This is a genomic window from Ruegeria atlantica, assembly GCF_001458195.1.
GTDB classification, from domain to species: Bacteria; Pseudomonadota; Alphaproteobacteria; order Rhodobacterales; family Rhodobacteraceae; genus Ruegeria; species Ruegeria atlantica.
Genome location: NZ_CYPU01000018.1, coordinates 125457 through 147174 on the forward strand (window position 1 = coordinate 125457; position 21718 = coordinate 147174).

The 21718-nt window shown below is 55.3% G+C and carries 20 protein-coding genes, 1 pseudogene and 1 riboswitch; of the genes and pseudogenes, 10 read left to right on the plus strand and 11 right to left on the minus strand.

Features of this window, described 5'->3' with window-relative positions:
• Positions 1–212 precede the first annotated feature (212 nt).
• From RUA4292_RS05465 to RUA4292_RS05475, 3 genes are read right to left on the minus strand one after another with little or no spacing between them, the layout of a single operon-like run.
• Positions 213–1010, minus strand: coding sequence for an iron chelate uptake ABC transporter family permease subunit (locus RUA4292_RS05465; protein WP_058276686.1), 798 nt, complete (start codon positions 1008–1010; stop codon positions 213–215).
• Positions 1010–1762, minus strand: coding sequence for a metal ABC transporter ATP-binding protein (locus RUA4292_RS05470; RefSeq protein ID WP_058276687.1), 753 nt, complete (start codon positions 1760–1762; stop codon positions 1010–1012). The genes RUA4292_RS05465 and RUA4292_RS05470 overlap by 1 nt, the downstream gene beginning before the upstream one ends.
• 2 nt (positions 1763–1764) lie before the next feature.
• Positions 1765–2277: a Fur family transcriptional regulator gene (locus RUA4292_RS05475; RefSeq protein WP_058276707.1), complete on the minus strand. Its 513-nt coding sequence runs from the start codon at positions 2275–2277 to the stop codon at positions 1765–1767.
• A 56-nt stretch (positions 2278–2333) separates the two neighbouring features.
• Here RUA4292_RS05475 and RUA4292_RS05480 point away from each other — a divergent pair, with 56 nt between their 5' ends.
• On the plus strand, positions 2334–3482 hold the full coding sequence (locus RUA4292_RS05480; RefSeq protein WP_058276688.1) for a zinc ABC transporter substrate-binding protein: 1149 nt from the start codon (positions 2334–2336) through the stop codon (positions 3480–3482).
• A 235-nt stretch (positions 3483–3717) separates the two neighbouring features.
• Here RUA4292_RS05480 and RUA4292_RS05485 read toward each other — a convergent pair whose 3' ends face one another.
• Positions 3718–4503 (minus strand): HalD/BesD family halogenase, encoded by a 786-nt coding sequence (locus RUA4292_RS05485; RefSeq protein WP_058276689.1) that lies wholly within the window; start codon positions 4501–4503, stop codon positions 3718–3720.
• 54 nt (positions 4504–4557) lie between these two features.
• Between RUA4292_RS05485 and RUA4292_RS24715 the strand changes: the two genes are divergently transcribed.
• The 8 genes from RUA4292_RS24715 (at position 4558) to RUA4292_RS05520 (ending at position 13336) form a co-directional block, all read left to right on the plus strand.
• Positions 4558–4806 carry a hypothetical protein gene (locus RUA4292_RS24715; protein ID WP_158506965.1) on the plus strand — a complete coding sequence of 83 codons (249 nt, stop codon included), beginning with the start codon at positions 4558–4560 and terminating at the stop codon, positions 4804–4806.
• Between the two features lie 172 nt (positions 4807–4978).
• Positions 4979–5743, plus strand: coding sequence for an enoyl-CoA hydratase (locus tag RUA4292_RS05490; RefSeq protein WP_058276690.1), 765 nt, complete (start codon positions 4979–4981; stop codon positions 5741–5743).
• Positions 5744–6063: 320 nt separating this feature from the next.
• Positions 6064–6552, plus strand: a complete 489-nt coding sequence (locus RUA4292_RS05495) for a CBS domain-containing protein (RefSeq protein ID WP_058276691.1) — start codon at positions 6064–6066, stop codon at positions 6550–6552.
• Between the two features lie 24 nt (positions 6553–6576).
• Positions 6577–7941, plus strand: a complete 1365-nt coding sequence (locus RUA4292_RS05500) for an ArsB/NhaD family transporter (RefSeq protein WP_058276692.1) — start codon at positions 6577–6579, stop codon at positions 7939–7941.
• Positions 7942–8079: 138 nt separating this feature from the next.
• Positions 8080–8185: riboswitch (TPP riboswitch) on the plus strand.
• 33 nt (positions 8186–8218) lie between these two features.
• On the plus strand, positions 8219–9199 hold the full coding sequence (gene thiB, locus RUA4292_RS05505) for a thiamine ABC transporter substrate binding subunit (protein WP_058276708.1): 981 nt from the start codon (positions 8219–8221) through the stop codon (positions 9197–9199).
• The gene (locus RUA4292_RS05510; protein WP_058276693.1) at positions 9175–10722 is read left to right on the plus strand and encodes a thiamine/thiamine pyrophosphate ABC transporter permease ThiP; all 1548 of its coding nucleotides are present in this window, start codon (positions 9175–9177) and stop codon (positions 10720–10722) included. Before thiB ends, RUA4292_RS05510 begins: the two co-directional genes overlap by 25 nt.
• Positions 10709–11401 carry a thiamine ABC transporter ATP-binding protein gene (locus RUA4292_RS05515; RefSeq protein WP_058276694.1) on the plus strand — a complete coding sequence of 231 codons (693 nt, stop codon included), beginning with the start codon at positions 10709–10711 and terminating at the stop codon, positions 11399–11401. Before RUA4292_RS05510 ends, RUA4292_RS05515 begins: the two co-directional genes overlap by 14 nt.
• A 66-nt stretch (positions 11402–11467) precedes the next feature.
• Entirely contained in the window at positions 11468–13336 is a 1869-nt protein-coding gene (locus RUA4292_RS05520; RefSeq protein ID WP_058276695.1) for an adenylate/guanylate cyclase domain-containing protein, read from the plus strand.
• A gap of 31 nt (positions 13337–13367) precedes the next feature.
• Here the strand turns inward: RUA4292_RS05520 and RUA4292_RS05525 are convergent, their stop codons facing one another.
• The 6 genes and pseudogenes from RUA4292_RS05525 to RUA4292_RS05545 all read right to left on the minus strand — a co-directional run bounded on the left by RUA4292_RS05525 (position 13368) and on the right by RUA4292_RS05545 (position 19582).
• A complete protein-coding gene (locus RUA4292_RS05525; RefSeq protein WP_058276696.1) occupies positions 13368–14333 on the minus strand; it encodes a GlxA family transcriptional regulator in 966 nt (321 codons plus the stop codon).
• A 315-nt stretch (positions 14334–14648) separates the two neighbouring features.
• Positions 14649–15332 (minus strand): annotated as a pseudogene (locus tag RUA4292_RS23880) (IS6 family transposase).
• Positions 15333–15463: 131 nt separating this feature from the next.
• Positions 15464–16243 carry an IclR family transcriptional regulator gene (locus RUA4292_RS05530; RefSeq protein WP_058276697.1) on the minus strand — a complete coding sequence of 260 codons (780 nt, stop codon included), beginning with the start codon at positions 16241–16243 and terminating at the stop codon, positions 15464–15466.
• 11 nt (positions 16244–16254) lie between these two features.
• Positions 16255–17613 (minus strand): TRAP transporter large permease, encoded by a 1359-nt coding sequence (locus RUA4292_RS05535; protein ID WP_058276698.1) that lies wholly within the window; start codon positions 17611–17613, stop codon positions 16255–16257.
• Complete coding sequence (locus tag RUA4292_RS05540) at positions 17613–18278, minus strand: TRAP transporter small permease (protein ID WP_058276699.1); 666 nt, start codon at positions 18276–18278, stop codon at positions 17613–17615. The genes RUA4292_RS05535 and RUA4292_RS05540 overlap by 1 nt, the downstream gene beginning before the upstream one ends.
• 65 nt (positions 18279–18343) lie before the next feature.
• Positions 18344–19582 carry a TRAP transporter substrate-binding protein gene (locus RUA4292_RS05545; RefSeq protein ID WP_058273422.1) on the minus strand — a complete coding sequence of 413 codons (1239 nt, stop codon included), beginning with the start codon at positions 19580–19582 and terminating at the stop codon, positions 18344–18346.
• Positions 19583–19691: 109 nt separating this feature from the next.
• On the opposite strand from RUA4292_RS05545, the gene RUA4292_RS05550 reads away from it, so the two are divergent.
• Entirely contained in the window at positions 19692–21284 is a 1593-nt protein-coding gene (locus RUA4292_RS05550) for a GMC family oxidoreductase (protein WP_058276700.1), read from the plus strand.
• Positions 21285–21506: 222 nt separating this feature from the next.
• Here RUA4292_RS05550 and RUA4292_RS05555 read toward each other — a convergent pair.
• Positions 21507–21718, minus strand: a 212-nt coding sequence (locus RUA4292_RS05555; RefSeq protein WP_145974877.1) for an integrase core domain-containing protein, incomplete at its 5' end; no start/stop codon positions are given.

Sequence of the window (21718 nt, forward strand, 5' to 3'; positions counted from 1 at the left end):
ATCACAGTCTTTTCATTGAAATAGGAGGAGACAAAATGCGACCAGCCTGTCGTGGCAACACCGCGCACGGTAGCCCGGCGGGTGACTTGCACAGCAAATCTGCCGCGAAAGGATGCAAGCAAAATAGGGGAAGATGATAAACTAAAATGTCAACTAGCGGTCACCGAGGATGCTTCCTGCGGCTTCCTGTACGCCCCATGTTTGGACCGCCTTCAGGGCTTGGTATGGCCTTGCCAACCAAGCAGGCTGAAACAGGCAAACAAAATGGCGGCAACACAGACAATCGAGGGCCCGGCCGGCGTGTCGAAGACATAAGCCGCCCTCAACCCAGCCACAGCAGACGTCGCCCCAATTGCCGCTGCAATCAGGGCCATCGTTTCCGGTGACCGCGCCAGATTGCGCGCCGCAGCGGCTGGAATAATGAGCATCGCCGCTATCAACAGAACACCCACGACCTTGATGGCGACTGCCACCGTGATGGCCAGTGCAAGCGTCAATATCAGTTGTTCGCGCTTGGGGTCGAACCCGCTGGCATAGGCTAGTTCCTCGTTCAACGTCGCCGTCAACAGCTGGGACCAACGCCAGGCAATCAAAATTACGACCAGTGCAGCGCCGCCCCAGATGACGGCCAGATCCGAACGGGATACGGCCAGAATGTCGCCAAACAGATAGGCCATCAAATCAATCCGGACACCGGAGAGGAATGAAACCGCCACAAGACCAAATGCCAAAGCGGAATGTGCCATGACACCCAGCAACGTATCCATTGCGTACCCACGACCTGCCAACAGCGTCACGGTCAGCGCCATCAACAAGGCGACGGCCAGCGCACCTGTAAAAACCGACATCTGAAACGTTAGCGACAAGGCCACGCCAAGAATGGCTGCGTGCGCTGTGGCGTCGCCAAAATAGGCCATACGGCGCCATACTACGAAACACCCCAGCGGCGCTGCAGCAAAGGCCACGCCCACTCCGGCCAGTGTGGCCCGGGTCATGAAATCATCAAGCATTATTCTGCGGCTTCCTGTGAATCTGTTCCATGGTCATGATCATGATCGTGGTTGTGATCATGATCATGGCGGTAAAGAGCGAGCGCACCACCTGTTCCGGTTCCGAACAACGCGCGGTATTCGGGGGCCGAGGCCACAACCGCAGGTGAGCCCTCGCAACAGACATGGCCGTTCAGACAGATCACCCGGTCCGAGGCGCTCATCACCACGTGGAGCTCGTGGCTTATCATGATGATAGCGCACCCTGTCTCCTGACGCACGTCTTCGATCTGGCGATAGAACGCAGCCGACCCGGGCTGATCCAACCCTTGCGTGGCCTCATCCAGCAACAGGATTTCGGGACGGTTGATCAAGGCCCGCGCAAGCAGCACGCGCTGGAATTGTCCGCCCGAAAGCTGTGACATCTGGCGCTTGAGCAGATCGGGCACACCGGCCGTTTCCAGCGCAGTCGCGCAATCCTTCTTTGACGCGCGATGGGTCAGCCGCATAAACCGTTCGACGGTGATCGGCAGGGTCGGGTCGATATGCAGCTTTTGCGGGACGTAGCCAATTCTCAGCCCCAGCTTTCGCTTTACCTGCCCGGCAGACGGTTTGATTGCACCGATTATGGCGCGCAGCAGGCTTGTCTTACCCGAACCGTTAGGGCCGACGATGGTCACAATTTCACCAGGTTCGACCCCCATGTTAATGTGCCGTAACACGGTATTGGCCCCATAGCTAACGCTGAGGTCTTCTACGGTAATCAGGTTCATTTCTACGCCTTTTCGGTGCAGTCGGGGCAAACGCCTTCGGCTTCTACAACGGTCCGCTCGATCTCGAAACCCACTGCCCGGGCGGCTGCGCCCAGCTCTCCCTTCGCGGGTGTTGAATGTGTTTCGGCCACAGCATCACATTTCCTGCAAATCATGAAGGCCGGGGAATGCGTTGCACCTGGATGTGCGCAGGCGACAAATGCGTTCAACCGTTCGATTTTGTGGACAAACCCGTTCTCGACAAGAAAATCGAGGGCGCGGTAAGCCACTGGTGGCTGCGATCCGAAGCCTTCGTCGCGCAATCGATCAAGAATTGTATAGGCACCCAAGGCCCGATGTTCCTGCAGCAGCATCTCCAAAACCTTGCGCCGCACGGGAGTCAGCCGCAGACCTTCTTCTTTGCACCGGGTCTCGGCAACGGTCAGGCTACTTTCGACGCAGTGCGCGTGGTCGTGCTTTTGGAATCCGACAAGGGCGGAGTCTTCAGCAGGAGCAGGTCTCTTCTCACTTGTCATGTTATTCCATATCATATATGCCACTCGCAACGTTATAAAATCACATAGAGGGTTTGATGTCCAGAAAGCTTCTTCCTGTTTCGATCACGGCTGCGTTGATGGGGGGCACAGCGATGGCCGATGTCCCAAATGTTGCAGTTGATATTGCACCGGTGCACTCATTGGTGGCGCGCGTGATGGAAGGTGTTGGCGCACCGAACCTGATCGTACAAGCCGGCGCGTCCCCGCATGAATACAACCTCCGCCCTTCCGAGGCGGCTGCCCTGCAGAATGCGGATTTGGTATTCTGGATTGGCGAGGACCTGACCCCATGGATGGAAGGCGCCGTCGAGAACCTGGCCAACGGAGCGACAGTCACCCCCCTGCTCGAAGCGGATGGCACCGTCCTACTGGATTTCCGCGAAGGTGCTCTGTTTGAGGCGCACGATCACGGCGATGATGAGCTCGCTGAAGGTGATGATCATGATGACCACGGTCATGAAGATCACGCCGAAGACAAAGCGCATGATGACCATGACCACGGCGACGAGCATGCCGAAGGCGAAGATCATGACGACCACGATCACGAGGATCACGCTGATGAAAACGATCATGACGATCACGACCACGGCGATGAGCATGCCGAAGGTGATGATCATGATGACCACGGCGACGAGCATGCTGGCCACGATGACCATCATGACCACGCGCATGGCGATCACGATCCGCATGCCTGGCTTTCGCCGGAAAATGCCAACACCTGGTTGAACGTGATTGCTGCTCAGCTTTCTGCAGCGGACCCAGACAATGCAGGCGCCTATTTCGCAAATGCAGCTGCGGCACGTGAAGAGATGGCAGCACTCTCTGCAGAGATCAACCAAGCTCTGGAACCCGTTCGCGGTGGCAACTTTATCGTTTTTCACGATGCCTATCAGTACTTTGAGAACGCCTTTGATTTCCCAGCGTCAGGTGCGATTTCCATCGGGGATGCTTCAGACCCCAGCCCCGCGCGGATTGCCGAGGTCCAGGGGCGCATTCGCGAAGAAGGGATCAATTGTGTTCTGTCAGAGCCGCAATTCAACCCAGGCATCGTCGCCACTGTCTTGGACGGAACCGAAGCGAATACCGGTGTGATAGATCCACTAGGTTCTGATCTTGAACCCGGGGCTAAGCTGTACCCGCAAATGATCAGGAACATCGCGAAAACATTGGCGGAATGTCTGTGATCTGACCGGCAGCCCGTTTTGGCATGGAAATCCAGAGCGGGCTGAACATCGCCGAGGACACCAGGGCATCTCGGAAACTTGTTTTTTCGTTTCGGTGCTCGCGGCATTCGCCCGTTTGGAAATTCAACCAGATGTCTTCTAGAATTCCCAACAGAACGACGCAGTCAGAGCCCGTAGCGGTGTCGGGATCAACGATCCGGACACTGGTTACAGGCCAGGCGTGCGTCATCCCGGATCACGACGCGCGCCCGTAAAACCCGATGCTTTCTTCGTTTGTGAACTGAACGTTTGGCCGATCATAAAAGGAAAACACGGCTATCATACGGTCGCGGTCGCCTTGAACAGGCGAGACGCGGTGCGCCGTGTTTTTGCCTTTGAAGATGTTCAAAGTCCCCGGTTGCAGTTTCATGAGCGTGGGCTTGCGCCGACCTTCCAGCAATTCAGCCACCCCGTCAAAATTAGGGTTGTCATCACTACGTAGGTCCTTTTCGTACTCAAATTCGCCCCCCGCAGATGGCGCTTGCAACAGCAGCGTTGTGGTGAATTCGGACCTGTCGAAATGCCAGTTCAGGGCCTGCCCGGCTGAATAAGCCATTACATTCACGCGAGCCAGCGGATCATCCATGACAAAAAGCTTAGGCTTTTCCATGACCGCGGCCAGAAACTGCACAAATGGCGGCCATTCATACAGGCGGATGACAAAGGCCTGCCCCAACTGATCGGCGCAAATCGTCCTGTTAGATGTTTCAAATTGGGTCAGGGCCGGATGGCCGCTGCCGAGGCCATCGATAGACGTCCTGAAATAGATGTTGTGCCGCCGTGCATGGACAAAAGCCTCTTCAGCGAAAACCGGTTGCAGCTCAGACACCGCCGATTCCAGCGCACTGTCGCGAACAAAGCTAGGCAGGTTGAAAAGTCCATTCTCAGAAAGATCGACTTTGCAGCGTTCGATCAGGCTGTGCCAGGCCATGCTGCCCGGCTGGTCCAGTGGATACAAATCCAAGTTTATGGCATCACGCATCTTCGACCCTCCTTTCCTGTTATCCTGAGCAGGGCTTGAAACATGGTTTTATCAATGGATAGTCTTTTTGGAGAGCATAAGAAATTCAAAAGCTCTGACCGGAAACGGATTGCCCGGCTGAAAGCGCCTGTTCCTGGGGGCGCTTGTTCAGTAGAAATAGCCGCGATGGATTTAAAGTCGGAGACCCTCATCAGGATGAGCATGTCGCCGATCCCTTTGCGGCAGGATTACCGGATAGCTTATGCAAAAAGACGTAGATCTCCTCCAGATTTAAAAAAAGTCGTAGCTGCGCTGCAAAGTTAAGGCACCACTGAATTCAGCAGTGGGGATCAATCTGGCACACTCGCCCGGCGACGTGAGGTAACCGCCCTGATTTGTTGACGCAGGCTATTTGCCCGCATACGAACTTGCCCACATGCACGAAACCCACAGCCGACGCGGCACAAATTCCGCCGGACATCCAAGGAATAACGCCATGAGAGAACATATCATCGTCAGCACTCGGGATCGCGTCACCACAGTCACGATTTCTCGCACAGACAAGAAAAACGCGATCACTTTTGCCATGTATACCGCGATAGCTGAAGCCATCGAAGAATACGGTCAAACCGATCAAGCCCGGGCGCTGGTCATCACTGGTGAAGGCGATATGTTCACAGCCGGGAATGACCTGCAGGACTTTATGACAGGTGGTCTTCCGGCGGGTGACGCAGAAAATCCGATTATTCGGTTCCTGAATGCGATCCGGGATTGTCCGAAACCCCTGATCGCCGCAGTCAACGGTTCTGCAATTGGTGTTGGCCTGACCATGCTGCTGCACTGCGATCTGGTCTATTCCGCGAACAGCGCTACGTTCAGCGCTCCATTTGTCCAACTGGGTCTGGTGCCCGAGGCAGGTTCTTCGATGTTGCTGCCTGCGTCCCTCGGAATGGCTGTCGCCAATGACGTCTTGCTGGCCGGGCGGGTTCTGACGGCATCCGAGGCCCTGAACCACGGGTTGGTCGCGCGCGTCTTTACCGACGGTGAGTTGAGGAGCGAAGTCCAGGAGATCGCAAAAGCCATTGCAGCCTCATCCCCAGTTGCGCTCAAGCAGTCAAAGGCCCTGATCCGCAATCAGCGTGACGAAGTGGCCGGACACATGGCCGCAGAAATCAAGATTTTTGCCGCGCAGCTACAATCCCCGGATTTCGCCGAAAGCGTTGCGGCCAAACTGCAAAAACGCGCACCGAATTACGGCTGACCCGCGCCTTTGAGGGACTACGGCTTTCCTCGCCTCGAAGGCAGCCCCAGTTATTTCGGAAACGAAAGCTGAGGCACAAAACGCCACTGACGCAAACCCAAGCTGAAACCAACCTTCCGTTATTGGTCTACATCGCGAATAACGGAAGGACAACAACTTAATTTCATTACCGGGCTGGTCAATTCCGCCCGGCAATGGAATCAGTGCGCATCAACAAATTTTGATTCGCCCTGACACGCTTTAACAAGCCGAAATAGGGCGTGCCCTGTGGCTGTTGGATGGCGTTTCACCCGATAGCCGCGTGAAGTCAGAGGAAAAGCATGGGCCTAACCTGCTATGACGTGATGGTACCGTCTGAGGTACAAAAGACCATTCTGCCGGATGAAAGCATCGCCACGGCCTTCAACATCATCAGGGGCAGCCGGGCACGATTTCTGCCTGTCGTGGCTGAAGACGGAACTTATGTTGGCGTCTTTACTGCCCCAACGCTGCTGAAACTGATCCTGCCGAAAGCGGCGACAATCGGTCTGAATGATGATGCGTCGCGCGTCGCGATCGACTCGCTCAGCTTCATGAACCTGACGCGGGAAGATTTCGAACAACAGATGGAGCGGCTGAAGACCGAAAAGGTTCGCGACAACATGTCGAGGCCCTCGAACATCCCCGTTGCTGCACCCGACACGCCAGTGATGGAAGGTATCTTCCTGATCTACAAATACAAACGGCACGTGATCCTTGTTGAGCCCGAAACCAACCGTTTCGTTGGCACCGTAAGCGCCAACTCGCTTTTGGATCGCGCACTCAGCTAACCCTATACAAACCGGACTAAAACTTTGGCTACGCATTCGACGTCACACGGAGAGGCCGCTCTCTCTGTTCCACAACTATTGGGCATAGATCCGCTTTGGGTCGCGACCGGAATTCTGATTTTGGTTTATGCGGTCCTGATCACAGAAAAGGTCAACCGCGCCATTTTGACGATGCTGGGCGCGTCCCTGATGGTCCTGTTTGGCATCATCAATCAGGAACAGGCCGTGGCGGGTGTGGACGCCAACACTCTGGCACTACTTATCGGCATGATGGTCATCGTGGGGATCACCAGCAAATGCGGATTGTTCCAATACGTAGCGATCAAGGCCGCAAAAGCGGTGAAAGCGAATCCAACCGGCATCCTGATCATGCTGACGCTGATTACGGCGGTGTTTTCGGCCCTGCTGGACAACGTAACGACCGTATTGCTGATCGCCCCGATTACGCTGCTGATCACTGAAGCCCTGGAAACGCGTGTGTTCCCGTTCTTTGTCGCCGAGATCCTGGCCTCGAACGTGGGGGGAACAGCGACGCTGATCGGTGACCCGCCCAACATCATCATTGGCTCGGCCGCAGGGTTGAGCTTCAACGATTTCGTGGTGAACCTGGCGCCTATCTCGGCCATATGTCTGGTTGTCCTGACCGGCATTATTTACCTTATGAACCGCAAGGAACTGGCCCGCATTCCGAAATCGGCCAGCGATCGGATTATGGGGTTCAACGAATCCGAAGCGGTTACTGATGTTGTCTTGATGATCAAGTCTCTGGCCGTTTTGGCTCTGGTTTTGCTGGGGTTCACGCTGGGGCACAGCTACGGCATTCAGCCGGGTACGTCAGCGTTGGCCGGTGCAGGCCTGTTGATGCTGTTGGCCTATGGCCACCAAAGCGGTGAAGAACAGTCGGAGTCGGTTCTCCACATCTTTGGTGAAGTTGAATGGGTCACAATCTTTTTCTTCGGTGGGCTGTTCGTCATCGTTGCCGGTGTCGAACATGTTGGACTGCTGGCATTCTTCGGTGAGAAAGTGCTGGAGCTGACCCAAGGCGACATGATGTGGACCGCGTTCTTCATCTTCTGGGCCTCTGGCATCCTGTCGGCCATTCTGGACAACATCCCGTTTGTGGCAACAATGATCCCTCTGATCGAATCCACCGCGGATACATTTGGCGGCGAAGACGCGATTGAACCCTTGTGGTGGTCGCTGGCGCTTGGCGCTTGTCTGGGCGGCAACGGCACACTGTTGGGGGCAAGCGCCAACCTTACGGTGGCTGCTTTTGCGGAAAAGGCCAAGCAGCCCATCGGCTTCATCGCCTTCGCCAAAATTGCATTCCCGATCATGATCCTGACCCTGATGATCGCGAACGTCTATATTTGGCTGCGTTACTTCTGACCCTATGGCCCTTTGAACCAATAGCATTACAGGTTCAAAGGGCGTCCGACTCCGGACAGGTTTACTTACCCGCATGCGACACGCACCGTGCTGAGGCACCGAATTTGGTTGTCTTTCTAGCCAATCCCCCCTAGTGACGGCCTCACCTCGGGGAGCACGGCCTGCCGCGCTGAGATGCTTATCAAGCGAACCCGTAGAACCTGAACCGGCTAGAACCGGCGGAGGGAAGGGTTTCGGTTTCATCCATCCTTGCCCTCTCGCCGCAATGGAGGATGACATGAAACATCTGCTAATTGCTGCGGGACTTCTGAGTGCAACTACGGCCATCGCCGCCGACAAGCCTCAGCTAACCGTTTACACCTATGACAGCTTTGTATCCGATTGGGGCCCCGGCCCGCAGGTCAAAGAAGCCTTTGAGGCAACCTGCGACTGCGAGCTGAACCTTGTTGGCGTCGAAGATGGTGCCGCACTTTTGTCGCGTGTCCGGCTTGAGGGTGAAAACTCTGACGCCGACGTCGTCCTTGGGCTGGATACCAACCTGATTGCATCGGCCCGGGAAACGGGCCTGTTTGCGCCCAATTCCGTCTCTGCCGGCTTCGCGCTGCCGATCGAATGGACCGATGACACGTTCACACCTTATGACTGGGGCTACTTCGCCTTCGTTCACAAAGCGGATGCGACCGCGCCTGCAAACTTCCGGGAGCTGGCGGACAGCGACACCAAGATCATCATCCAGGACCCTCGCTCGTCCACGCCGGGTCTGGGTCTGCTGATGTGGGTCAAAGCGGCTTATGGTGACGAAGCACCCGAAATCTGGGCTGGTCTATCCGACAACATCGTGACGGTCACCAAAGGTTGGTCCGAGGCATACGGCCTGTTCCTTGAGGGCGAGTCGGACATGGTTCTCAGCTACACGACATCTCCGGCCTATCACCTGATTGCCGAGGACGATGGCAGCAAGGCTGCGTCTGCTTTTGACGAAGGCAATTACCTGCAGGTTGAAGTCGCCGCAAAACTGGCCGCGACGGATCAGGCCGAACTGGCGGATCAGTTTTTGCAGTTCATGGTCTCGGACGCGTTCCAGCAGATCATTCCAACAACAAACTGGATGTATCCGGCTGTAACGCCGGCAGAAGGTTTGCCGAAAGGGTTTGACACCCTGACAGTGCCGGCAAAGTCGCTGCTGTTCTCTCCCGATGAAGCCGCCGCCGTGCGGGATCAGGCCCTGGCAGAATGGCAGAACGCGCTCAGCCAGTAAGCCCATGGCCCGGTATCGGTGCGGCAGCTCTGGTCGCCGCGCTGATCCTGGGCACTCTTGCGGCGGTTGCACTGCGTGCTGAAACCAGCGGCGGGTTCAGTCCCGCCGACTGGGCTGCGCTGCGGTTCACGCTGACCCAAGCCACGCTGTCCGCATTGTTCAGCGTGGTGTTGGCCGTGCCGGTTGCGCGGGCTTTGGCACGTCGGAGGTTCCCCGGCCGACGGGCTTTAATTGCGCTTTTGGGCGCGCCCTTCATCCTGCCGGTCATCGTTGCCATTCTGGGTCTGCTGCAAGTCTTTGGCCGGTCGGGATGGATCTCGGACATCCTCGGCATTTTCGGCCTGCCGCCCATACGCATCTACGGCTTGCATGGGGTCGTACTGGCGCATGTGTTCTTCAACCTACCCCTGGCCACACGCCTTGTGTTGCAAGCCTGGCAGGAAATTCCTGCAGAACGGTTTCGCCTGGCCGCACAACTGGGCTGCAATGGCATGGCCATGTTTCGACTGATCGAGATGCCCATGCTCAAACGAACCCTGCCCGGGGTTCTTGCAGTAATCTTCGCCATCTGCCTGACCAGTTTCGCCGTCGCCCTGACCTTGGGCGGAGGGCCACGGGCCACAACGATCGAACTGGCAATCTATCAGGCCTTCACCTACGATTTCGACCTGGGCCGCGCCGCCCTGTTATCCGCTCTGCAACTTGCCCTGACAGCTGCGACCGCTTTAGTGGCGCTGAAGTTTTCGCGCGGGGACGGTTTTGGAACAGGTCTCGATCGCGCCTTGCGCCGCTGGGATGGGGGTGCGCCGACGATAGATGTATTCTGGATCGTCGCAGCGGCCGTCTTTTTGCTACTGCCTTTGGCATCGGTCGTAATCTCGGGAGCTGCCGGGTTGTTTGACATGCCCGCAATCGTTTTTCGGGCTGCGCTGATCTCAGTCCTTGTTGCCGCTGCAAGCACCGCAGTCCTGCTTTTGCTTGCTTTGCCTATGGCCACCGCCGTCGCGAGCGGCCGGTACGGGCTTGTGGAACTCAGCGGCATTTTGGGTTTGGCGGCATCACCACTGGTGATCGGTACGGGCCTGTTCATCCTAATCCGGCCTTTGGCAAACCCGACGACATTGGCTCTGCCTGTCACTGCTTTGGTGAATGCTGCAATGGCCCTGCCCTTTGCTTTACGCATTCTGGTCCCCGCCGCGCGTGACATAACCGCCAGGCACGGACGTCTCGCGCTTTCATTGGATATGACAAAGTGGACGTTTTTCACGCGCATCTTGCTACCGCGCATGCGTCCGCAGATCAGGTTCGCCGCTGGTCTTGGGACGGCTCTGTCAATGGGTGATCTGGGTGTGATCGCCCTATTCGCCGATCCGCAGATCGCGACCCTGCCCTTGCAAATCTACCGCTTGATGGGTGCCTATCAGATGCAGGCTGCTGCCGGCGGGGCATTACTGCTGCTGCTGCTGTCCATGGGCGCATTCTGGCTATTGGACCGAGGAGGGCGCTGGCATGCTGAAGCTTGACGACTGCGTGATTGAAAACGGGAATTTCACCCTAAACGCCGATATCCAGATCGAGGTTGGCAACAGCATTGCCATTGTCGGCCCGTCCGGGGCGGGCAAGTCCACATTGCTAGAGACCATCGCTGGATTTCGGGATCTGAAAAAGGGTCAGATTTTTTGGAGTGGACAACAGATTTCCAACTTGCATCCCGGCAAGCGCCCTATGGCGATGCTGTTTCAAGACGGAAACCTGTTTCCGCATCTGACGGCTGAACAAAACATCGCCCTGGGCCTGCGCCCAAACGGTCGGTTGTCCGAAGACGAGGATGCTCAAGTTCAGTCCGCTCTGGGCCGGGTTTCTTTGCATGGTATGGGCGCGCGCAAACCCTCGGAACTGTCCGGAGGACAGCAAAGCCGGGTTGCCCTGGCCCGCGTACTTGTGCAGCGGCGCGAACTGTTGCTTTTGGACGAACCGTTTGCAGCCCTTGGACCAGCCTTGAAAGCCGAAATGCTGGATTTGGTGGCCGATCTGGTGGCCGAAACCCAAACGACCCTGTTGATGGTCAGCCACGATCCGCAGGATGCACGCCGTATTGCCGACCAAACCGTACTTGTTGCAGACGAAACGGTGCATGCCCCCGTTCAGACAGCGGAACTCTTTGACAACCCGCCGCCAAGCCTGCGTGCCTATCTTGGCTAGCGGTGATCCCGCCTCAGAAGTCAACGAGGCGTTGTAACGGGTCGCCAAGCTAAATATCGTTCAAAGATGGTCAACGAAGACAAGCATACGCAGCACACTGGCGTGATCGACAAAAGCGCCCAGGCGCAAAGCAACCGCCAAACAAGGTTGAAAATCCGAATTTCCACTCTGCTGGCGCTGACCATTGGCGGACTGGTGGCAATATCGGCTGGCGCAGTTCTGTTGGTTTCGACTTATGCCAATTTTCAGAACACGACGGAACTGTTGAATACGTCTGCCGCGATGATCGTCGAATCCATCGAAGACGATATCTTCAGCCTGACGACACCGATCGAGGAACTGGCACAATCCCTTCAAGAAGACGCAAGCACGGGTGAAGTCGATCTGCACGACACCGATTTTCTGAAAGCCTACTTCAAAGGCGTGGTGGCTTCGGTCCCGTATCTGACAGATCTTGCCATCGTGTATCCTGACGGCAGTCTGTTCATTTCAACACATATCACGGATGTTGAGGGGCCACGGTTAATAACGTCATACGAGCCTCCGGCTGCAGGCACGCTTCAGTATCTTAAAGATGTTAAAGGCTATGATGGTTTGTTCTGGAACGAACCCTTCTTTGACCAGGGCCGGACACATATCTCAGCGACTGTACCTGCCTATAAAGACGGTATTTTCCTCGGGGCCGTGCTCGTTTCTTCTACCGTTCACCATTTCTCGGGCCTGGTCGACGAGTTAAGCGGGAAATACGGGGCAACCGGTTTTGTTCTGTACGGTGACAACCGCGTTCTGGCCCATCCCAAATTGCTGAACCTGTCTGCAAACACGTTAAGCTCACACGCCCCCTTGCATTCGGTCGCAGCACTTGATGACGCGGTCATCTCACAAATGCTGATGCAGCCACCCGAGTTTCAGGGCAACGATGGAACATTTGTCGGATATGTGGTCGAGGCGCTGGACGGAGAACACCTGGTTTTGACAAGCATCGTCAGCGGCTTCGGATCTGAGCCGTGGGTGATCGGGCAGTATTCTCCACTGAGCGATTGGAGCAACCAATGGTCCCGGCTGAGTGATGCCGCCTTGGTCAGTCTTGGTTTACTGATCGCTTCGGTCATTGCGGCGCTTGTGTTGGCCAGACGATTGGCGGCACCCATTCACAGGTCGACCGAAGAAGCCATCAAAATCAGCGAGCTGAATCTGAACCAAATCGACCACCTGCCCCCCTCTCGGGTCTCTGAACTGAACCTTCAGGCTGTTGCCTTCAACAAGATGCTCGACGGGCTGCGCTGGTTTCAAACTTATTTGCCCCGAACCCTTGTACGGCAAATGTTAAAGACCGGAGACCCTAACCTTGTGTTGCCGCGCGAAGTCGAACTGACCGTCATGTTCGCCGACATCGTGGGATTCACACCCGCATCCGAGGCCATGACGCCACAAGCCACGGCAGCAATGCTGAACCGGCATTTCGAGATCCTGAACCGATGTATCGAAGCCGAGGGCGGAACGCTCGACAAATACATCGGCGACGCGGCGATGGCGTTCTGGGGCGCGCCGCAGGACCAGACAGACCATGCCGAACGCGCCTGCCGGGCTGCAATGGCAATCAAGCGATCACTAGCTGAGGCTGGCGTCGAGTACGGCGTCAAAATCGCGGTGCACACTGGACCGCTGATTGTCGGCAATATCGGGGCCGTCGACAGGATGAATTACACGGTGATCGGCGACACAGTGAACACCTGTGCCCGGATCGAGACCCTGGTTGGCGAACTGCCAAGTGACGAGCAAACCACGATTTTGATCAGCGATGCCACAGCCCGACTGATCAGCCCGGCTTTTCATCTGATCGACTGCGGCGAATTCACGGTCAAAGGACGTTCAAGGAAAGTGAATGTCTACCGCCTTTGCGATGCAGATAAGACCCTTCGCCCCTCAGCATAACCTGCCAGGAATTCCAGTGGCCGTATAATGGTCACTCCGTGCGCCGCAGTTGTTTTGGTGTTTTGCCGTATTCGGCCTTGAATGTCTGGGCAAGCGTGGAGGTTGACGCAAAACCGCAAGCAATGGCGATGTCAATAATCGGCATTTGCGAGTTCGAGACCAGGATAAACGCTTTTTTCAACCTGATCTTTCTATAAAATTTTCCGGGCGATGTGCTCAGGTGCAGCATGAACTGACGCTCTAGCTGCCGGGTGGATACGCCCACGCGGCGGGCAAGCCTGGCCGTTGGCAACGGGTGTTCGGTGTTTTCTTCCATGATGCGGATCGCGTTTTGCAGCCGCTTTTCCAGGAAATTCGGGTTCGCGCTCAGGCCTTTGGGTTGCTCTTGCGCGTGGCCCCGAACGTCGTTCAGCATCAATTGACAGGCCAGTTCAGCCCTGTCTTGAGGCTCAAGAACCTCGGCAAGAATGCCGATAATCGCCTCGGCGGTATGACCGTGCCCGGCGCAAGTCAACACTGTTCCATTTCGGGCAACAAGACTCTCAGAAAGCATGGGATAATCCCCTATCTCACGCAGCAAACCAATGTCGCGCCAATGTGCCGTGACCGGCCCGGATTGTTGCACTGTCGCCTTAATGTATTCGCGTGCCGCGTCCGAAAACAAGGCAACTGGTCGTTTGTGTTTTTGCATTGCCCGGACGCGTCGCAGCCATGTGCTGACATCTCCCAACTGACCGCCCACAACACACAGGCAATCGCTCAGATACTGGTCAGAGATAGCAGGCGTTGCCCGCACAATCAGGTCTGAACTGCTGGACACCAGACCGGGCTTGTCCGACGTGATCTGCCACCGAAATAGATCGCGGTTGAGAACATCATTGGCTGTCTGCAAAACTGTAATGATGGAAGACAGCTCCAGATAGGCAAATTCCGCCTGAACAAAAATCTCGAAAGCTATTTGCTGTTCGGTCTTCGATTTGTCTGTGGGTGCTAACATTCGACGAGATCTTGTTGTTCTTTATCAGCGCGATAGCCCCTTAAAAGACCCGATCAATCTTTAGGACAGCCGAACATCAATTGGCGAGGACCCAGTTTGAACCGATCATAGGCTTGAACGCAAGGAACAAGTCCGCGTGCCCAATCGCAGGGCCTATGGCGATCGAACTCTTCCGGCCACAAACGTACAAACTGAAATGCAGGAGCCGAACCGGCCTAAGCGTAGAATCGCATTGCTTACGATAGCTTATGCTGCTCCAATCGGTTGTATCGCAAAACTTCGGAATGGCTGGGATTGTCATTTGTTTTGAAGCACTTATCCAGAGAGCTCCGAAAGTAACCGAAAGCTTGAGGTCGTAGCCCAGCGGAATTGCCTCTTTCGGTTCATCCTTGCGATGTCGATCCCTTCTAAAGTGGCCAACGCGGCTTCGAATGACTTGAACCCTCACACATGTCGAACACGCCGCCTTATGAATCGATGATCTTGCACGATCATGTTATTCAATCCTTAGGCCTATTCGTTTGAATACTTGCAAGACAGCCAATCCGCCTCAAGATCATGTTAACCTCCCAAATACCGGCCGCATTGGCTAAGCTCTAGTCAATCACGATCTTGTCCGGAATCCCATTTGTGGGCAGCACTTTGGCAAATTAACCTAATTGACCGCGGACTATTCCTGCGCTCAGACAATATGAAATCAAGGGTATTTCCTATTTTGTCGACTGCGCGATAGAGGTACATCCAATTTCCACGAACACGTACATAAGTATCGTCCAAGCGCCAAGACATCGGCGCGGGTTGTTTCTTCACTAGCACTCGCGCTGCAATCAACGACGAAAATATCGCAACCCACCTGTTCAAAATGGTATGGGCTAACCGCACACCGCGTCCACCCATGATCTCCTCCAAGTCGCGAAAGGATACAGGGAGTCGAAGAAAGCAATACAAAGCGTATAGCACCGTATCCTTTGGGAAATGGAAGCCTTTCAAGAAGTTCAACCTGATACTAGTTGGACAACTATTCGCTGGGAAAGACGCTGGAACCTGAGTGGCCGTTAGCCAAGACCAAAAGTTTGCGGCACGACCAAATTGCTGAAGGTTCGCTAAGTAACAAGTCTTTCAAAACGTATCTATGATACGAGCAATCCCGAAATTTTTCCGGCTCCGACCTGCAGCAATTTAACAAACTGCATTAAACTCTCCAAATCGTGGCGCTGGGTTGGAGCGTGAACTGACAGAGTGGCCACGAGCCTATTGTTTTTTTCTAGTACAGGAACAGCTACGGCAGTCATTCCCGGCATAAACTCTTCATCGTCTGTCGAATATCCTTTTAACGCAACATTGATGAATTCGGCGCGCAGGGCTTCTGGGTCAGTTATTGTTTTCTTAGTGTTCGCGTTCAGCTTACTAGCAGACAGAAACCCGTCCAACGTGTTCTCACGAAGCGTGGACAGATACATCTTGCCGCTGGCCGTGCAATGAAACGGAACCTGAGTGCCAATCGGCAATTGAATCCTCAGGGGCCATTTCGTTTCTACCCGGTCCAGATATATCATTCCTTCTCGATCCGGGATGGCGAGGTTGCAGGTCTCGCCAATTTCATCGGCGATGCCCCGGAGGATCGCAAGGCGGGCTGTCCGAAGGTGCTCCGACGAAACCGTGTTCACCGAAAGCTGCCGCAAACGTGGCCCGGGACCGTAAGACCGCCCATCCAGATCACGTTGAAGGAACCCTTCAGTCTCAGCCGTTTGAAGCAGGCGATGGATTGTCGGCTTCGCCAGACCCAATGATTCAATCAGGTCTGACGGTTTGACTGCGACCCCGCGCTTTGCAACCTCTTCAAGAATAACCAGCAACCGCAGATTCGTCGGGATTTGGGATTCTCTGTCTCGCGTGTCTGCGTTTGCCATCCCGCTAAACTCTAGTTGTTTGGCAACAAGATCAAGGCCAGATCAGGCACCAGAGAGACCAAAATCCACACAGACAGCAACGCCACAAGGTAAGGCACCGTATAACGCAGCAGTCGGAAGTAAGGCACGCCTGTCACACCGGACGCAACATAGAGGTTCAGGCCATAAGGCGGCGTTATGAACCCGATCGATGCACCAACCAGGAAGATCACCGAGAAATGGATCGGATCGACCCCTACCGACGCAGCAATTGGCGCGAGGATCGGCGCAAGGATAATCGTCACCGGCAAACTTTCCAGCACCATGCCCGAGAAGAAGACAATGACCATCGATGTGAACAGAACTGCGTAATACCCACCCATTGAGGTAACGAAATCTCCGATCGTTTGTTGTGCTCCAAGCAGCGACAGAATTTGCTGCATGACCACCGAGATCGCGATCAGCGGCGCAAGGATACCCGTGATCTGAGCCGAACGGATCACGATCGAGGGGATCTCAGGGATCGTGAATCCTTCGACAACTAGCATTTCGGCAAAGCTTTTGTCTGTGGGCGAGATATTATCCCGCGCGCCCATGATCCGGTTGATCGGATAGCTGACCAAGCCCGCGATGACACAGAAACCAACGGTTACACCCGCCGCCTCGGTCGGTGAGAACTTGCCTGTATAGATGCCCCATAGCACGAGGCCGATGGCGAAAAAGCCGAGCCATGCACCAAATGCCGTTTTGAGAATCCGGTTCAGTTGCAGCGGAATCAGGTGTCCCCATCCATTGATCCGACAGATGATCCAGCACGCGAATTGCATACCAAAAACCATAAGCGCACCAGGTATGATACCGGCGACGAACAGCTCGGAAATGGGCAGGTTCATCAAGAACCCGTAGACGATGAAGATGATGGATGGAGGAATGATGATCCCAACCGTACCGCCCGCCGCCGCCGTGGCCGCGCTAAAGCGTTCGTCATAGCCGCCTTTGACCATCTCAGGGTGCAGCATTGAACCGATGGTTGCGGTCGTTGCAGAGTTCGACCCGGAAATCGCGGCAAACAATCCACACGCCCCAAGCGATGCCATAGCCAGCCCGCCGCGTATCCAGCCTAAACAGGAATAGGCAAAATCACTCAGCCGCCGCGCGATCCCCGATTTGTTGATCAGGTCGCCGGTCAGGATGAACAGCGGCATCGCCAACAAGGCGAAGCCTTTGTTGAACACGTTCAGTAGCTCTGCACCCATATTGTCGAGTGTCAGCCCCAGAACGAATGAGCATCCGATCACCCAGTATCCGATGACCAGCAGCACCGGCACGCCCAACATGAACAGAAACGTCACGCCCAGCGAAATAAGTGTAACTAAAGTTCCGTCTGTCATCAGTCTGCCCCTATCACGGCCTGCTTGATCAGCGGCTCTCCGGTTTTCCAATTGTGCAGATCGTCAGCAAGGTTTTGAAACACGCGACCGACCATCAAAAAGAAGGACACAGGCGCGGCCAACAGAAACCACCACTGCATGATGTTGTCTGTCCCAAGCACGATCTGAAAGTTCGAGGCTGACAGCGCAACGAGGCGTGTTGTGGTCACGATCACGATGACCGCAAAGATGAACCACAAAATGGCATCCAGAAACAGACAGGCCAGTTGACCGCCGCGCGGCATCGCGGTGCGAAACTCGCTGAAGCTAAGATGCGTGCGCAGGCGGACATTATAGGACGCACCAAACCAGGCCATTATCATGAACAGAAGCGGAGGAATGGTGGTAGACCAGGGTTCCTGATCGTTAAAGACAAAGCGGTCAATCACACCCCAGAAGATGATCAGCGCAATGGCAAGGTAGGAATAGACCATGATCGACCGTTCGAAGTGGCGTTCAACAAAGGGCACTTTGCGATAGATCAGCATTACAAGAAAACCGCCGAGCGCGGCGGCAACAGTACCGACAACCCAGGCGGCGTCAGATTCCAATGCGGATTGGATTTCGAATGAATCGCGAGTGAGCAAGGCGCTGAAAATTGCCCCGATATCTGCCCATAGTGACATGAACCCCGTCCTCCCAGTCGGTGTTTAGAGAAACCGGCCCCGAGGGGCCGGTTCGAAATGTTAGATCAGGCCGCGCCTTTCCACCAACGGCGGGGCTCAACGTTTTCGGGCAGTGTGTCTGCTGGGATCTGCCGCGCGATGTCGTAGATTTCCTGATAGGTGTCGATACCACCGGCCCATTTGTTCAGCCGCTCGCGCCACTGCGCCCAGGGTTCAGGATTAAAGTTCGGCGCACACATTTCCTCGGCCAGTTTGATCTGATCGTCCGGCAGGAATGCTGCACGTACACCGTTTTCCGCAAAGATGGTGTTGGGCAGCTGTGGTTCCGAGAAACCAACCGTGTTCAGCAATGCAGCTTCGTTTGCACCCTGAATAAGGGCCTGCGTGAAATAGGACGATTCCATTACTGCGTCCTGAAGTTCACCGCCAAGACCGTCAAACACTTTGGCCGACATTGACGTATGTTCAGTACCGCAGAAGAATTTGAGATTGACGGATTGCGAGACGACCGGAGCCATGTTTGCGTAGGCAACGGCTGATGCCCAAGTTTCCGCTCCGTCGATCAGGCCCGTCTTCAGTGCGTCCAATGTTTCTTCCCATGCCACCGGCACGGGATTCAGGTTCAGCAGCTGCATGGCGATCCGGCCAAGCTGAGTCCCCGTTACACGGTTCTTCGTCCCAAACAGCTCTTCCAGCTTGGTGACTGTCGGCTTGTCAGAGAAGGTCGAGCCCATCTGCAGGCCGCGTAGTTCGCAGTGTGTGAACAGGAATTTCAACCCGTGACGTTTTTCAAGCGGGTCTCGCAGAATGCGCTGGCTGTCGGGACTGTAGAAGAAATGATACTGCGCCGCCCTGCTGGGGAACATATAGGCATAGTCCAGCACGTTCAGATATGGCGCACCGCCCGCAGAGTTCTGGGTCGACGCCGCATAGATGTCGACGATTCCCTGCTGAGTCTTCTCAACACAGCTCAGTTGTCCGCAGATCTGGTTGTCGCCAATGAACTCGATCCGAATCTCACCGTCTGTGCGTTCTTCCAGATCTCGGGCGAATTCGATGGCCCCTGCCCGTTCGATCAGCAGGTTGCGTGTATTGAAGCCCGAAGCACCAAATTTCAGCGTATGCTTGGGTTCTTTCGAGAACCTTTTTTCATAAGTTGATTCTGCAGCTTGCGCCAAATTGGCCAAACTCATCGCGCCGCCAAAGCCACCCGCTGCCAGCAGCGTTGAACTCATGCCATAGCGCCCGGCTACGCGGAAAAAATCCCGCCGTGAGACACCGCTTAGTTTCTTACCGATCTCCATTGCTTACCTCCCTGATCGCAATTATTGAGACGTTTTGTATCAAAAAATGCTAGTATAGTTCCAGCAATTTGCATAGTGTTTTTTTCAGTTACCTTGAGAGGAGACCGTCATGGAGGTGGATTATGCAGTCGTCGGAGCAGGCTCTTCGGGCTGTGTCATTGCCAATCGGCTAAGCGCTGACCCCAGCACAACAGTGGCATTGTTGGAAGCTGGCGGACCTGACACCAACCCGTGGATTCACATACCGGTTGGATACTTCAAAACCATGCATAACCCCTCATTGGATTGGTGTTACCGCACTGAACCAGATCCAGGTTTGAATGGACGCTCGATCGATTGGCCGCGCGGAAAGGTTCTTGGGGGATCATCCTCGTTGAACGGGCTTTTGTATGTTCGCGGTCAGAAAGAGGACTATGACCGCTGGCGTCAGATGGGTAACGTCGGCTGGGGCTGGGATGACGTCTTGCCTCTGTTCAAACGCAGCGAGGATCAGGAACGCGGCGAAGATGCGTTTCACGGTACGGGCGGCCCGCTGTCGGTATCCAACATGCGCATTCAGCGACCGATCTGTGACGCCTGGGTAGCCGCCGCCCAAGAGGCGGGTTACCCGTTTAATCCTGACTACAACGGGGCCGATCAGGAAGGCGTTGGCTACTTTCAGCTGACCACTCGGAATGGTCGTCGTTGCAGTGCGGCCGTTGCATACCTCAAACCGATCAGGAACAGGCCGAACCTGAACATCATCACCCGTGCATTGGTAACCAAGGTCGAACTGGACGGCAAAAAAGCAACCGGGCTTCTTTATCGCGACCGATCGGGTGAAGTGAAGTCGATCAAAGTGCGCCGCGAAATCATCTTGTCCGGTGGTGCCATCAACTCACCTCAGATTTTGATGTTGTCAGGCATCGGAGACCCGGATCACTTGAAGGCCAACGGCATTGAACCCGTTCATTCGCTGCCCGGCGTCGGCAAAGGACTGCAGGATCACTTGCAGGCACGCCTGGTCTTCAAATGCAACGAGCCAACGCTGAATGATGAAGTGCGCAGCCTGTTCAATCAGGCACGGATCGCGCTGAAATACGCGCTATTCCGGGCCGGACCTATGACAATGGCGGCCAGCCTGGCCACCGGATTTCTGAAAACCCGCCCGGAAGTTCAGACTCCTGACATTCAATTCCACGTTCAACCCTGGTCTGCCGACAGCCCCGGAGAGGGCGTGCACCCGTTTTCTGCCTTCACAATGTCCGTCTGTCAGCTGAGGCCGGAAAGCCGCGGAGAACTGCGTCTGGATGGCCCCGATCCGGCCAATTACGTCAAGATCATTCCAAACTATTTGTCGACGGAAACTGATTGCAGAACGATCGTCGACGGCGTGAACATCGCGCGGGACATCGCCCGGCATAATCCACTGGCTTCTAAGATTTCAGAAGAGTTCCGACCAACCTCTGATCTGTCCCGCGATGACTACGAAGGCACTTTGGATTGGGCGCGCTCGAATTCTGTCTCGATCTATCACCCGACAGGCACCTGCGCGATGGGCACTTCGGAAAGCTCTGTTGTAGACCCAAACCTGAAGGTCAAAGGGATCAAAAACCTGCGCGTCGCCGATTGTTCAATCATGCCGGAAATCGTCAGCGGCAACACAAATGCTCCGGCAATCATGATCGGTGAAAAAGCCAGTGAGTTGCTATGCGCAAACTAGTGGTTTTGAACACTACATGACCTACCAAATCTCTGGCAGAACCCGACCTGTCAAAGATGGCCAGGCCCCAAAAATTTTTCACTGTAAAGTCTAAGACAAGAGCGTTCGGCGCTGATCAGCCCACCTGAATTGCCAGTTTGAATGTTTGTTCATGATCGGTCTGGGTCCATCGGTACGATGGTTTCCGGTGAGCAGCCCTATCTGACGGGTCCAACGTGATTGTTAGTGCATGATCGGCCTGTGTTCCATCGGGATGATGGTTTCTGGTGCCGGAGGGCGATAACCCAGTGCACTGTGTGGTCGTTTGGTGTTGTAGTGCTTCCTCCATTCTTCGATGATGATCTGCGCTTCTCTGAGCGAGTAGAAGATTTCCCCGTTCAACAGCTCGTCCCTCATGCGACCGTTGAAGCTTTCACAAAATCCGTTCTCCCAAG

Bases quoted from the DNA above. Each gene is read 5' to 3' on its own strand.
- RUA4292_RS05465 (WP_058276686.1), bottom strand. From the start codon at position 1,010: ATGCTTGATGATTTCATGACCCGGGCCACACTGGCCGGAGTGGGCGTG.
- RUA4292_RS05470 (WP_058276687.1), bottom strand. From the start codon at position 1,762: ATGAACCTGATTACCGTAGAAGACCTCAGCGTTAGCTATGGGGCCAAT.
- RUA4292_RS05475 (WP_058276707.1), bottom strand. From the start codon at position 2,277: ATGACAAGTGAGAAGAGACCTGCTCCTGCTGAAGACTCCGCCCTTGTC.
- RUA4292_RS05480 (WP_058276688.1), top strand. From the start codon at position 2,334: ATGTCCAGAAAGCTTCTTCCTGTTTCGATCACGGCTGCGTTGATGGGG.
- RUA4292_RS05485 (WP_058276689.1), bottom strand. From the start codon at position 4,503: ATGCGTGATGCCATAAACTTGGATTTGTATCCACTGGACCAGCCGGGC.
- RUA4292_RS24715 (WP_158506965.1), top strand. From the start codon at position 4,558: ATGGATAGTCTTTTTGGAGAGCATAAGAAATTCAAAAGCTCTGACCGG.
- RUA4292_RS05490 (WP_058276690.1), top strand. From the start codon at position 4,979: ATGAGAGAACATATCATCGTCAGCACTCGGGATCGCGTCACCACAGTC.
- RUA4292_RS05495 (WP_058276691.1), top strand. From the start codon at position 6,064: ATGGGCCTAACCTGCTATGACGTGATGGTACCGTCTGAGGTACAAAAG.
- thiB (WP_058276708.1), top strand. From the start codon at position 8,219: ATGAAACATCTGCTAATTGCTGCGGGACTTCTGAGTGCAACTACGGCC.
- RUA4292_RS05510 (WP_058276693.1), top strand. From the start codon at position 9,175: ATGGCAGAACGCGCTCAGCCAGTAAGCCCATGGCCCGGTATCGGTGCG.
- RUA4292_RS05515 (WP_058276694.1), top strand. From the start codon at position 10,709: ATGCTGAAGCTTGACGACTGCGTGATTGAAAACGGGAATTTCACCCTA.
- RUA4292_RS05520 (WP_058276695.1), top strand. From the start codon at position 11,468: ATGGTCAACGAAGACAAGCATACGCAGCACACTGGCGTGATCGACAAA.
- RUA4292_RS05525 (WP_058276696.1), bottom strand. From the start codon at position 14,333: ATGTTAGCACCCACAGACAAATCGAAGACCGAACAGCAAATAGCTTTC.
- RUA4292_RS05530 (WP_058276697.1), bottom strand. From the start codon at position 16,243: ATGGCAAACGCAGACACGCGAGACAGAGAATCCCAAATCCCGACGAAT.
- RUA4292_RS05535 (WP_058276698.1), bottom strand. From the start codon at position 17,613: ATGACAGACGGAACTTTAGTTACACTTATTTCGCTGGGCGTGACGTTT.
- RUA4292_RS05540 (WP_058276699.1), bottom strand. From the start codon at position 18,278: ATGTCACTATGGGCAGATATCGGGGCAATTTTCAGCGCCTTGCTCACT.
- RUA4292_RS05545 (WP_058273422.1), bottom strand. From the start codon at position 19,582: ATGGAGATCGGTAAGAAACTAAGCGGTGTCTCACGGCGGGATTTTTTC.
- RUA4292_RS05550 (WP_058276700.1), top strand. From the start codon at position 19,692: ATGGAGGTGGATTATGCAGTCGTCGGAGCAGGCTCTTCGGGCTGTGTC.